Origin of the sequence: Pseudomonas sp. L7 (assembly GCF_046605565.1) — a bacterium.
GTDB classification, from domain to species: Bacteria; Pseudomonadota; Gammaproteobacteria; order Pseudomonadales; family Pseudomonadaceae; genus Aquipseudomonas; species Aquipseudomonas wayambapalatensis.
The window spans coordinates 4,864,317-4,876,099 of record NZ_CP176784.1 but is presented as its reverse complement, the minus strand read 5'-3'; the positions used below and the strand labels follow the sequence as shown (position 1 = coordinate 4,876,099).

Annotated in this window: 10 protein-coding genes; all 10 read right to left on the bottom strand. The window is 64.6% G+C overall.

From position 1 onward, the window contains the following. Window positions 1-12 precede the first annotated feature (12 nt). Entirely contained in the window at window positions 13-1,620 is a 1,608-nt protein-coding gene (gene purH, locus ACK3BK_RS22340) for a bifunctional phosphoribosylaminoimidazolecarboxamide formyltransferase/IMP cyclohydrolase (protein WP_186666008.1), read from the bottom strand. Between the two features lie 80 nt (window positions 1,621-1,700). Beyond that, window positions 1,701-2,021, bottom strand: a complete 321-nt coding sequence (fis, locus tag ACK3BK_RS22335; RefSeq protein ID WP_029614158.1) for a DNA-binding transcriptional regulator Fis — start codon at window positions 2,019-2,021, stop codon at window positions 1,701-1,703. Then, window positions 2,018-3,031 (bottom strand): tRNA dihydrouridine synthase DusB, encoded by a 1,014-nt coding sequence (gene dusB / locus ACK3BK_RS22330; RefSeq protein ID WP_186666009.1) that lies wholly within the window; start codon window positions 3,029-3,031, stop codon window positions 2,018-2,020. Before dusB ends, fis begins: the two co-directional genes overlap by 4 nt. Window positions 3,032-3,187: 156 nt before the next feature. Further along, window positions 3,188-4,501 (bottom strand): DUF3426 domain-containing protein, encoded by a 1,314-nt coding sequence (locus ACK3BK_RS22325; RefSeq protein ID WP_411383340.1) that lies wholly within the window; start codon window positions 4,499-4,501, stop codon window positions 3,188-3,190. A gap of 54 nt (window positions 4,502-4,555) precedes the next feature. Continuing rightward, window positions 4,556-5,434, bottom strand: a complete 879-nt coding sequence (gene prmA / locus ACK3BK_RS22320) for a 50S ribosomal protein L11 methyltransferase (RefSeq protein WP_186710798.1) — start codon at window positions 5,432-5,434, stop codon at window positions 4,556-4,558. Between the two features lie 160 nt (window positions 5,435-5,594). Further along, window positions 5,595-6,950, bottom strand: a complete 1,356-nt coding sequence (gene accC / locus ACK3BK_RS22315; protein ID WP_186666012.1) for an acetyl-CoA carboxylase biotin carboxylase subunit — start codon at window positions 6,948-6,950, stop codon at window positions 5,595-5,597. 17 nt (window positions 6,951-6,967) lie between these two features. Then, entirely contained in the window at window positions 6,968-7,426 is a 459-nt protein-coding gene (accB, locus tag ACK3BK_RS22310; RefSeq protein WP_186666013.1) for an acetyl-CoA carboxylase biotin carboxyl carrier protein, read from the bottom strand. A gap of 109 nt (window positions 7,427-7,535) precedes the next feature. Further along, the gene (gene aroQ / locus ACK3BK_RS22305) at window positions 7,536-7,988 is read right to left on the bottom strand and encodes a type II 3-dehydroquinate dehydratase (protein ID WP_186666014.1); all 453 of its coding nucleotides are present in this window, start codon (window positions 7,986-7,988) and stop codon (window positions 7,536-7,538) included. A 179-nt stretch (window positions 7,989-8,167) separates the two neighbouring features. Continuing rightward, a complete protein-coding gene (locus tag ACK3BK_RS22300) occupies window positions 8,168-9,940 on the bottom strand; it encodes a protein-disulfide reductase DsbD (RefSeq protein ID WP_411383339.1) in 1,773 nt (590 codons plus the stop codon). A gap of 203 nt (window positions 9,941-10,143) precedes the next feature. Further along, window positions 10,144-10,923: a methyl-accepting chemotaxis protein gene (locus tag ACK3BK_RS22295; protein WP_411384504.1), complete on the bottom strand. Its 780-nt coding sequence runs from the start codon at window positions 10,921-10,923 to the stop codon at window positions 10,144-10,146. Window positions 10,924-11,783 lie beyond the last annotated feature (860 nt).

The window sequence follows — 11,783 nt, the reverse complement described above, 5'->3', positions numbered from 1 at the left end:
CCTGTCATCTGATTAATGGCGGAAGTGGCGCATACCGGTGAACACCATCGCGATACCGGCTTCGTCAGCGGCGGCGATGACTTCTGCATCACGCATCGAGCCACCTGGCTGGATCACGGCGCTGATGCCCACTTTAGCCGCGTTGTCGATGCCATCACGGAACGGGAAGAACGCGTCCGAAGCCATGACCGCACCCTGCACCTGGAGGCCAGCATGCTCAGCCTTGATTGCAGCGATGCGAGCGGAGTTGACGCGGCTCATCTGGCCGGCGCCGACACCGATGGTCTGGCGGTTCTTGGCGTAGACGATGGCGTTGGACTTGACGAACTTGGCGACTTTCCAGGCGAACACCAGGTCGTGGATCTCTTGCTCGGTCGGCGCGCGTTTGGTGACGACTTTCAGGTCTTCGGCGGCGATCATGCCGATATCGCGGCTTTGTACCAGCAGGCCACCGTTGACGCGCTTGAAGTCCCAACCGGCAGCGCGCTCGGCAGGCCATTCGCCACACTCGAGCAGGCGTACGTTCTGCTTGGCGGCGACCACGTCACGGGCGGCCTGGGAGATCTTCGGTGCGATGATCACTTCGACGAATTGGCGGTCGACGATGGCCTTGGCGGTTTCGCCGTCGAGTTCGCGGTTGAAGGCGATGATGCCGCCGAACGCCGACTCGGTGTCGGTGGCGTAGGCCAGGTCATAGGCCTTGCGAATGCCACCTTCGTTTTCCGGAACCACGGCCACGCCGCATGGGTTGGCGTGCTTGACGATGACGCAGGCCGGCTTGACGAAGCTCTTCACGCACTCCAGTGCGGCGTCGGTGTCGGCCACGTTGTTGAACGACAGCTCCTTGCCCTGCAGCTGTACGGCGGTGGAAATGCTGGCTTCGCCTTTTTTCTGCTCGACATAGAACGCCGCGCTCTGGTGCGGGTTCTCGCCGTAGCGCATTTCCTGGGCCTTGACGAACTGGCTGTTGAAGGTGCGCGGGAACTCGCTGCGGCCTTCGGTCGACAGGGTGTCCTTGGACTGGTCGATGCTGCCCATGTAGTTGGCGATCATGCCGTCGTAGGCGGCGGTGTGCTCGAAGGCCTTGAGCATCAGGTCGAAGCGCTGGGCGTAGGTCAGGCCGCCGGCCTTGAGGCCTTCGACGATGCCGGCGTAGTCGCTGGCGTTGACCACGATGGCGACGTCCTTGTGGTTCTTCGCCGCGGAGCGAACCATGGTCGGGCCGCCGATATCGATGTTCTCGATGGCGGTCGGCAGGTCGCAACCTGGCTTGCTGATGGTGGCTTCGAACGGATACAGGTTGACCGCGACCAGGTCGATCGGCTTGATGCCGTGCTCGTTCATGATGGCGTCGTCGGTGCCGCGACGGCCGAGGATGCCGCCGTGGATCTTCGGATGCAGGGTCTTGACCCGGCCGTCCATCATTTCGGCGAAGCCGGTGTAGTCGGCCACTTCCACCGCGTTCACGCCGTTGTCCTTGAGCAGCTTGTAGGTGCCGCCGGTGGACAGGATCTCGACACCGAGCTGTTGCAGCTCACGGGCGAACTCGAGGATACCGGTCTTGTCGGAGACGCTGATCAGGGCGCGGCGGATCGGCAGGCGGGTAGTCTGGTCGGTCATTTCGGATTCCATAACGCGGTGGAGTCAGCAAAAAAGGCGCCTCTTTCAACGGAGCCGCCTTTTCTGATTGGGATTCTGGCTTACAACAGGTCGTACTGTTTGAGCTTCTTGCGCAGGGTGCCGCGGTTGAGCCCGAGCATCTCGCTGGCCTTGGTCTGGTTGCCCTTGACGTGGTTCATCACGCTCTCGAGCAGCGGTGCCTCGACTTCCGAGAGCACCAGGTTGTACACGTCCGTGACGGTGGCGCCTTCCAGGTGGGCGAAGTAGTTGTGCAGTGCCTTCTCGACGCTGTCGCGCAGGGTCTGGCCCTCTTCGCTCGGCGTATTCAGGTGCTGCTTGAGGTTGGCGTTGTCGCTCACGGGCGTTGTTCCACTCACTAATGTCTCGGTCATCATCGTCATGCGGCCACCCCTTGTCCGTCCTCTGTCTCAAGGCTCTGTCGACGTTCGGCAAAAAATGCCCGAACGTTGGCGCACTGCGCTTGGGTCTCTTCCAAGGCATTGAACCGGGCGCGAAACTCCCTGCCGCCCGTGCGTGTTGCCAGGTACCAGCCCACGTGCTTGCGGGCGATACGTACGCCCATGACATCCCCATAGAAGGCATGCAGCGCGGCAAGGTGCTCCAGCAGAATGCGTTCAACTTCGTCCAGCCCGGGAGCCGGAAGATGTTCGCCTGTCCGCAGGTAATGCTCGATCTCGCGGAAGATCCACGGCCGCCCTTGGGCGGCACGGCCGATCAGCAGGCCGTCGGCCCCGGTGGCATCCAGCACCGCCCGGGCCTTTTCTGGCGACGTGATGTCGCCGTTGGCGAAAACCGGGATCGACACCGCCTGCTTGATCGCGGCGATGGTGTCGTACTCGGCTTCACCGGTGTACAGGTCGGCGCGTGTGCGGCCATGCACCGCCAGCGCCTGGATTCCGGCCTGTTCGGCGATCTTCGCCACGTTCAGGCCATTCTTGTTCGAGCGGTCCCATCCGGTGCGAATCTTCAGGGTGACCGGCACATCGACCGCACCGACCACCGCATCGAGGATTTCAGCGACCAGCGCTTCATCTCTCAATAAAGCAGAGCCTGCCGCTTTGTTGCAGACTTTTTTCGCCGGGCAACCCATGTTGATATCGATGATCTGGGCACCGGACTCGACGTTGGCCCGCGCTGCCGCGGCCAGCATCTGTGCATCGCCACCGGCGATCTGTACCGAGCGCGGCTCGGGATCGCCTTCGTGGATGCGGCGCAGGCGCGATTTGCGGCTGTTCCACAGGTTCATGTCGCTGGTGACCATTTCCGACACCACCATGCCCGCCCCCAGGCGTTTGCAAAGCGTGCGAAAAGGCTGGTCCGTGACCCCGGCCATGGGCGCGAGGATCAGGTTGTTCTGCAGTGTGTATGGGCCGATGCGTACCGCCGACATAGGTGTTCCCTGTTGTGGGGCCGGATCATTGGAGTTCGAAAAAGGGATGGCATGATACCCGCTCTCGGTGACCGGATAAAGATGGAGCTGGATAAAATCTGAGCAGTTGTGGGCTTATGACTTTTGCGCTGGTTGGCGCTCCCGCCGACCCGCCGGTCACTCCGGGGATCGGAAGCTCAGGCTGTAGTTCACCGCCTTCGGGCCTGGATCGAGGATGTCCAGGGCGATGTGGATCGGCGTCTGGCTGGGCATCTCGCCGCGCCCGGCCAGCTCGCCCGACAGGTACTCGCTGGGCTTGAACCGACGACTGGCGATCAACTGGCCATTGAGGTCGGCGAAACGCAGCTCCAGCAGGGGGAAGGGCTGGCTGAAAGAGGCGCGGTTGTAGATGATCGCGTCGACGATCAGCGCGCCCTTGAAGTCTGGATGGCTGCGTACCACCAGGTTGCTGCTCTTGATGCGTGCGATGTCGACCCGGGTGGGGACCTGGCAGCCGACGATCGGGCACAGTTGCTGGAACAGCGGCCGGTAACGGTCGTGCCGGGCCATTTCATCGAAGTGGTAGTAGACATACTGGAAGGCCAGCAGGCCAGCGGCGAGCAGCGCCAGGAAGCCCCAGAGCAGGCGCTTGCCCCAGTTCGGTGCGGGCTTTTGCCAGTCCAGTTGCAGCGGGTCGTCGACGACATCGACCAGTGGTTCCTTGCGCGCACGCGAGGGTTTGGCGGCCAGCACCGGCTCCAGCCGTTCGTCGCCTTCGGTGTCGTCGTCGTGGTCGTCGCGTGCCGACAGGCGCAGATTCGCGACATCGTCGTCCAGGGCCGAGAGGCCTTTTTCCGGAAGAGGCTCGTCGAGGGGCGACAGCCGCTCGTTGGCCGGTTCGTCGTGTTCGGCGGGCAGGCGGGCAGGGGCGTCTTCGTCGTCGAGTTCGAGCGCCTGTCCGAGGGTGGGTTCGGTGCGGTCCTGGGCTATCGGCTCCAGGTCGAGCGGCTCTTGCTCGACCTGGACCGGTGCAGGTGTGGACTGCGGGTCGGGTTCGAGGCGGTCATCGGTTGCGGTGCCGAAGGGCTCGTCACCGTGCTGCTCGGGGTGTTGATCGTCACGTCGGGCCTGCAAGGATTCGTCGCGCTCGGCGCTTTGACGCTCGGGGCGAGGGCCGCGTCGCTCCAGGCGCGCAAGCTCCTGGTCCAGGTCCATGGCGTCCAGCGTGGCAGCCCAGTCGTCCTGGCTCGGCGCTGGGGGCTCGATCGCAGGCGCTGCTGGCGCAGCCGGCAACGGGGCTGCTGGCGCCGGTGCGGTGGCGACCGGCGGCGTCGTACCTTCCTGGCTTTGCTCGAGCAACTGCCGGGCGGCGTTGAATACCTGCAGGCACTGGCCGCAGCGCACCACCCCACGGGCCACGCTCAACTGGTGATACGTGACGCGAAAACGCGTCTGGCAATGCGGGCACTGGGTGACGAAACTGTCGGTCATGCGGCGATCCGGGGGTTGTGCAGGGTTTGAGTCTGGCGCTTTACGAACTGTAGCCTAGCGACGGCGGCCGCTGATGCGCACCCAGCCATCGCGCACGACGATCGGGTCGAGGTCGAAGTCGGCGGCATAGGCTGCGGCCACTTCCTCGCCTTGCTCGGCAAGAATACCCGACAGCGCCAGCAGGCCGCCGGGACGGACCAGGCCGGACAATTGCGGTGCCAGGGAGACCAGCGGGCCGGCCAGGATGTTGGCGACCAGCACGTCGGCCTGCATCGCCGGCATGTGCTCGGGCAGGTACAGCGCCAGCTTCTCGTCGGCGATGCCGTTGCGCTGGGCGTTGTCACGCGAGGCTTCGATGGCCTGTACGTCGATGTCGGTCCCCACCGCTTCGCGGGCGCCCAGCAGCAGGGCGGCAATGGCCAGGATGCCCGAGCCGCAGCCAAAGTCGAGCACCTGGGTGCCTTCGAGCGCCTGGCCATCGAGCCATTCCAGGCACAGGGCGGTGGTCGGGTGGGTGCCGGTGCCGAAGGCCAGGCCCGGGTCGAGCAGCAGGTTGACGGCGTCTTTCTCCGGGGCCTCGTGCCAGCTCGGCACGATCCACAGGCGCTGACCGAAACGCATCGGCTGGAAACCGTCCATCCAGCTACGTTCCCAGTCCTGGTCCTCGATGACTTCGGCCTGGTGCTCGGGGAGGTCGGCACCGGTCAGCAGCTGCAGGTGGGCGAACACCGCTTCGGGTTCGGCATCGGCTTCGAACAAGGCCAGTAGATGCGTGTGCGACCACAGCGGGGTGGTGTTGAGGTCCGGTTCGAAGATTGGCTGGTCTTCGGCATCCATGAACGTGACCGAGACGGCGCCGACTTCGAGCAGGGCGTCTTCGTAGGTTTCGGCTTGTTCCGGGCTGATGGCCAGACGTACTTGCAGCCAGGGCATGGCGGGCACCTTTGGTAAATCGACAGGGGCAGCGGGAGCTGCGCGAAAGGGCGTCAGTTTACGCGAGTGCGGGGGGTTTGTGGATGTTTCACCGCCCCTGTCGCGGGGCAATGAAAAACCCCGGCACAGGGCCGGGGTTTCGTGCATCACGCTAACGCGATCACTCCTGGTTGGCCAGTTTGTGCTCGAGGTAGTGGATGTTGATGCCGCCCTTGCAGAAACCTTCATCACGCACCAGGTCGCGGTGCAGCGGGATGTTGGTCTTGATGCCGTCGACGACGATCTCGTCCAGGGCATTGCGCATGCGCGCCATGGCTTCGTCGCGGTCCTTGCCGTAGGTGATCAGCTTGCCGATCAGCGAGTCGTAGTTCGGCGGAACCGAATAGCCGCTGTACAGGTGCGAATCGACCCGCACGCCATTGCCACCCGGGGCATGGAAGTGCTTGACGGTGCCTGGGCTTGGAATGAACTTCTTCGGGTCTTCGGCGTTGATCCGGCACTCCAGCGAGTGACCGCGGATCACCACGTCTTCCTGGCGGAACGACAGCTTGTTGCCAGCGGCGATGCTGAGCATCTCCTTGACGATGTCGATGCCGGTGACCATCTCCGAGACCGGGTGCTCGACCTGGACGCGGGTGTTCATCTCGATGAAGTAGAAGCGACCGTTCTCGTACAGGAACTCGAAAGTACCTGCACCGCGGTAGCCGATCTCGATGCACGCATCGACGCAACGCTTGAAGACTTCCTGACGGGCCTTCTCGTCGATGCCGGGGGCCGGCGCTTCTTCCAGTACCTTCTGGTGACGGCGCTGCAGCGAGCAGTCGCGGTCGCCCAGGTGCACGGCGTTGCCCTGGCCATCGGACAGTACCTGGACTTCCACGTGACGTGGGTTGGTCAGGAACTTCTCCAGATAGACCATCGGGTTGCCGAACGCAGCACCGGCTTCGGTGCGGGTCAGCTTGGCCGAGGCGATCAGGTCTTCTTCCTTGTGCACCACGCGCATGCCGCGACCACCACCGCCACCGGCGGCCTTGATGATCACCGGATAGCCGACTTCACGGGCGATGGCCAGTGCAGTTTCTTCGTCTTCCGGCAGCGGGCCGTCGGAGCCCGGTACGGTCGGTACGCCCGACTTGATCATCGCGTCCTTGGCCGAAACCTTGTCGCCCATCAGGCGGATGGTGTCGGCTTTAGGGCCGATGAAGGCGAAACCGGATTTCTCCACCTGCTCGGCGAAGTCGGCGTTCTCGGCGAGGAAGCCGTAGCCTGGGTGGATGGCGGTGGCGCCAGTCACTTCGGCGGCAGCGATGATCGCCGGGATGTGCAGGTAGGATTCTTTCGACGATGCAGGGCCGATGCAGACCGATTCGTCTGCCAGACCCAGGTGCATCAGTTCGCGGTCAGCGGTGGAGTGGACCGCGACGGTCTTGATGCCCAGCTCTTTGCAGGCACGCAGGATCCGCAGGGCAATTTCCCCACGGTTGGCGATCAGGACTTTTTCGAGCTTCCCAGACATCGTTGGCTCTCCGCGATTCAAACGATGGTGAACAGCGGCTGGTCGAACTCAACCGGCTGACCGTCTTCCACCAGGATGGCGTCGATGACACCGCCGATATCGGCTTCGATGTGGTTCATCATCTTCATGGCTTCGACGATGCACAGGGTGTCGCCTTTCTTCACCGCCTGACCGACTTCAGCGAAGTTCGGCGAGGTCGGCGATGGCTTGCGGTAGAAGGTGCCGACCATCGGCGAGCGGACCACGGTGCCTTTGAGGGCAGGTGCTGCAGCGGCTTCGGCAACCGGGGCCGCGGCGACAGGGGCGGCGGCAACGGGTGCGGCGACCGGAGCAGGCGCTGCGAAGTACTGGGCGCCGGCAGGTTGCTTGCTGTTACGGCTGATGCGAACGGACTCTTCGCCTTCCTTGATCTCCAATTCGTCGATGCCGGACTCTTCCAGCAGTTCGATCAGCTTTTTGACTTTACGGATATCCATTAATCAGCAACTCCCAAGGTTCGGTCGGGGACGTAATTGTTAAAACGTATCGAAAACGTTTCTTCGTAGTGCTTCGAGGCCCCGGTCGAAGGACCGAGGCCTTGCGTCATCAGGGCTGTGCGTTGGCAGCCAGGTGTTCCAGTGCAGACTCCAGGGCCAGCCGGTAACCGGTGGCGCCCAGGCCGCAGATCACGCCCACTGCCACATCGGAGAAGTAGGAGTGATGACGGAACGGTTCACGCTTGTGCACGTTGGACAGGTGCACTTCGATGAATGGGATGCTCACTGCGAGCAATGCGTCACGTAATGCGACGCTGGTGTGGGTGAAAGCGGCCGGGTTGATCAGGATGAAGTCCACGCCTTCGTTGCGCGCAGCGTGAATGCGGTCGATCAGTTCGTACTCGGCATTGCTCTGCAGGTACTGCAAGTGGTGGCCGGCGGCGCGTGCGCGCTGCTCGAGGTCCTGGTTGATCTGGGCGAGGGTGACGGCGCCGTAGACTCCCGGCTCGCGGGTGCCGAGCAGGTTGAGGTTGGGGCCGTGCAGCACCAGTAGGGTGGCCATCTGCGGTTTCCTTGGTTTTGTAGGGCAATTCGACATAGCGCGGCGACTATGCCGCAAGAGACTAGCGAGTGTCCAGTTCCCTGCAATAGCCAGCACGATGACCGAGATTCGCGCAAAGTATGTGACCAGATGATGAGCTCTGGTCACTTCATCGGAGAAAGTTACCGGTGCGCGGGAAGTTATAGACCGAGTTTGCTGCGCGTGCCCGTGAGAATTTTCGCAAATTCGTCGGCGTTCACCTCGCCTACCACCCGATCAGCGGTCATTTCGCTGCCGTTTGCGGCAAAAAACAACAAGGCGGGTGGGCCGAACAGTTTGTAGCGGTCGAGCAGGGCGCGTTGTTCGGCGTTGCTCTCGGTGATGTCGAAGCGCAGCAGTTTGAACCCACTCAATCCTGGCTGGACCTGCGCCGCGTTGAGCACCTCATGCTCGATCACCTTGCAACTGATGCACCAGTCGGCGTAGCAGTCCAGCAGCACCGGCTGGCCTGCGGCCTTGGCCTGGGCCAGTGCGGCGTCCAGGGCGGCAGGGGTGGTGAGGGTTTGCCACGCATCCGCCTGAGCGTTGGCGCTGGCGGGGGCCGAGGCGCTGACGCCGGGGCCTGGCAATGGACGCAGTGGATCGCCCTGACCGGCAAGTGCGCCATACCAGCACGCCAGTGCATAGACCAGGCAGAGCAGCCCCAGCAGTTGGGCCAGGCGTTGGCGCGGGGTCTTGACCACGAATTCCAGCGCCCCGAGGAACAGCGCCACGCCTGCCGACAACAGGCCGATCAGCAGCAGTGTCACCGGCCCCGGCAGCACGCGGCTGAGCAGGCCGAGCGCAACGCCCAGCAGCAGGACCCCGATCACGTTCTTCACCGTGTTCATCCACGCCCCGCTCTTGGGCAGCCAGGCGGCACCGCCGGTCGCCACCAGCAGCAGTGGCGCCCCCATGCCCAATCCGAGCGCGAACAGCTTCAGTGCGCCTCCCAGGGCATCGCCGCTGGCGCTGATATAGAGCAGGGCACCGGCCAGTGGCGCAGACACGCAGGGCGAGACCAGCAGGCTGGAAAGCACGCCCAGCACCGCAGCACCCAGCAGCGAACCGCCGCGGGTATTGCTGGCGACGCGGTCCAGGCGCTGGCTCACGGCGTGCGGCAGCTTGAGTTCGAACAGGCCGAACATCGCCAGGGCGAACAGCACGAAGAACAGTGCGAAGGGCACCAGTACCCAGGCCGATTGCAAACGTGCCTGCAAGTTGAGGCTGGCACCGAACAGGCCCATCAGCGCACCGAGCACGGCAAAGCTGGCAGCCATCGGTAGTACGTAGGCCAACGATAGGCTCAAGCCGCGCCAGCCACCCACCTGGCCGCGCAGCACCACGCCCGAGAGAATCGGCAGCATCGGCAGCACGCAGGGGGTGAAGGTCAGGCCCAGACCGGCGAGGAAGAACAGCAGCAAGGTCTGCCAGCTCCAGCGCTCGGCCGTGCTGGTGGACAGGGTGCTGCCTTCGCCGGGGATCGACAGCCGTGCGGTTTCCGGCGGATAGCACAATCCCTTGTCGGCGCAGCCCTGGTAGCCGACCAGCAAGGTGAAGGCGCGCGAGTCGGTGCGCGGTACTTCGATGTCGACGATGCCATGGTAGACCTCGACATCGCCGAAGAACTCGTCGTGCTTGGCTTCACCCTGGGGGATCCGTGCGTTGCCGAGGGCGATGTCGGCTGGCTCGCTGCGGAACTGGAAGCGATGGCGGTAGAGGTAGTAGCCCTCGGTGGCGACGAAGCGCAGCTTGATCGACTGGGCATCGGCGCTGATCAGGTCGAGCTTGAAGGCTTCGTGGACCGGCAGGAAGTCGGCGCTGTTGGACAGCGAGGCGGCACCGAGGGTGGCGCTGGGGCGGTTGTCGAGCAGGCCCGAGGCGAAGGCGGGGCTGGCCAGCAGCAGGAACAGCAGGAAGAACAGGCGGCGCATGGCGGACTCGCGAGGCGGAACGTGCCCGGCATGATAGCGGAGTTGGCTGGAGGCGGGGATGACAGGTGGTCGCAGGTTCGGCTGTTTGCAGGCCTGGCCCCTTCGCGGGCAAGCCCGCTCCCACTGGGTAGCGGCGAGGAAAACCTTCTGCTGGCGCGGTTCCGTGGGAGCGGGCTTGCCCGCGAAGGGGCCAGGCCTGCCGATCACACCCTGAAGGCCCGCACCGCGGTATTCAGCTCACCCCCCAGTTGCAGCAACTGCTCACCCTGCTCGCGCCCTTCGCCGATGCGTTGCAGGTTGTCCTCACCGAGCGCATGAATCCGCTCGCTGTGGTCGCGGATCTCGCTCACAGCACCGCTCTGCTGTGCGGTGACGTCGGCAATCCTCACCGCTGTATCGGAGATGGTGCGAATCGCGCTGACAATCTCATCCAGCGCACCGTCCGCCGCCTGGGCCTGGCTGGCGGTGGCCTCGGCGTGTTCGAGCTGGGTGCGCATGCCATTCACCGATTCGCGCGCCGCCTGCTGCAGGCGGTCGATCAGCGCCTGGATCTCGCCGGTGGCGCCGGTGGTGCGCTGGGCCAGCGAGCGCACTTCGTCGGCCACCACGGCAAAGCCGCGGCCCATTTCGCCGGCACGGGCCGCCTCGATCGCTGCGTTGAGGGCCAGCAGGTTGGTCTGCTCGGCGATCGAGCGGATCACCGTCAGCACGCCACCGATGGTCGCCGACTCCTCGGCCAGTTGTTCGATCAACTGCGCATTGCCCTGCACTTCATCGACCAACGCTCGCAGGCCGGAGAGGCTGTGGCCGATCACCGTCTGGCCGTGCTCCACGGCGCGCCCGGCGTCGCGGCTGGCATCCGCGGCCGAACTGGCATCGCCAGCCACTTGCTGGATGGTCGCCTCGAGCTCGCCCAGGGCATCGCGGATCTGTGCAGTATCGCCCGCCTGGCGTTCGGCACCGTCATGCAGCGCGCTGCTCATGCCGGCCAGGGCATGGCTGCTGCCAGCGACCTGTTCGGCGTTGTGGCGGATCGTGCCGACCAGGGTCACCAGGTACTGGCGCAGCCGGTTGAGCGACTCCTGGATGTCGTGCAGTTCAAGGTTGGTCTTGCCAAGGGCGACGGGCTGGGCGAAATCGCCCTCGGCCCAACGCGACAAGGCTGGCGCAAGGCTGGTAAGGGTGCGCGTCAGGCGGCGCTGCAAGGTGTCGATGAGCAGGGCGATCAGCAGAATCAGGCCGATCATCAGGCCCTGGATGACCCGGACCTCGCCAGCGATCTTCGCGTGCTGACCGCGCACTTCAGGTTCCAGTCCGGCGATGGCCTTTTGCACAGCTTCGAGGCGCTCGCTGGTACTGGCGGCCAGTGCGGCGCGGCGTTCGATCTGTTCACGGGTGCGCTGCAGTTCGGCCGGATAGCGCCCGAGCAAGCTTTGCAGTTCACGCTTGAGGCCGACGGCAACGTCCTCCTTCTGCTCGCTGCCCTGGCTTTGCAGGCCCATCATCGCGGCGAAGTCGTCGGCGTTGGATTCGGCCGCGCGGGTCACCCCCAGCAACGGCAGGCTGTCGATGATCTGCGCCTGGGCGCGGATCTGTTGCAGTTCGCGCTCCACTTCGTCGGCCAGTTCCGCGCGACCGCTGCTGACCAGCTTGTCGCGGGCCAGTGCCAGGCGGCCCAGGTGCAGCGAGGCGTCCATCAGTGGGGCCAGGTAGCGACCCGCCTCGGCGTTGCCACTGTCGCGGGCATAGCCGGCCAGTTGCTCCAGGTTGGCGCCCAGTTCGCGCTCGGCCTGCAGCAGCAATGCCTGCGGGTCTCCGGCCAGCTTGCCGGCGGCCAGCAGTT

Bases quoted from the DNA above. Each gene is read 5' to 3' on its own strand.
- ACK3BK_RS22295 (WP_411384504.1), bottom strand. From the start codon at position 10,923: ATGAGCAGCGCGCTGCATGACGGTGCCGAACGCCAGGCGGGCGATACT.
- purH (WP_186666008.1), bottom strand. From the start codon at position 1,620: ATGACCGACCAGACTACCCGCCTGCCGATCCGCCGCGCCCTGATCAGC.
- accC (WP_186666012.1), bottom strand. From the start codon at position 6,950: ATGTCTGGGAAGCTCGAAAAAGTCCTGATCGCCAACCGTGGGGAAATT.
- accB (WP_186666013.1), bottom strand. From the start codon at position 7,426: ATGGATATCCGTAAAGTCAAAAAGCTGATCGAACTGCTGGAAGAGTCC.
- prmA (WP_186710798.1), bottom strand. From the start codon at position 5,434: ATGCCCTGGCTGCAAGTACGTCTGGCCATCAGCCCGGAACAAGCCGAA.
- dusB (WP_186666009.1), bottom strand. From the start codon at position 3,031: ATGTCGGCGGTACGCATCGGCCCATACACACTGCAGAACAACCTGATC.
- aroQ (WP_186666014.1), bottom strand. From the start codon at position 7,988: ATGGCCACCCTACTGGTGCTGCACGGCCCCAACCTCAACCTGCTCGGC.
- ACK3BK_RS22325 (WP_411383340.1), bottom strand. From the start codon at position 4,501: ATGACCGACAGTTTCGTCACCCAGTGCCCGCATTGCCAGACGCGTTTT.
- fis (WP_029614158.1), bottom strand. From the start codon at position 2,021: ATGACGATGATGACCGAGACATTAGTGAGTGGAACAACGCCCGTGAGC.
- ACK3BK_RS22300 (WP_411383339.1), bottom strand. From the start codon at position 9,940: ATGCGCCGCCTGTTCTTCCTGCTGTTCCTGCTGCTGGCCAGCCCCGCC.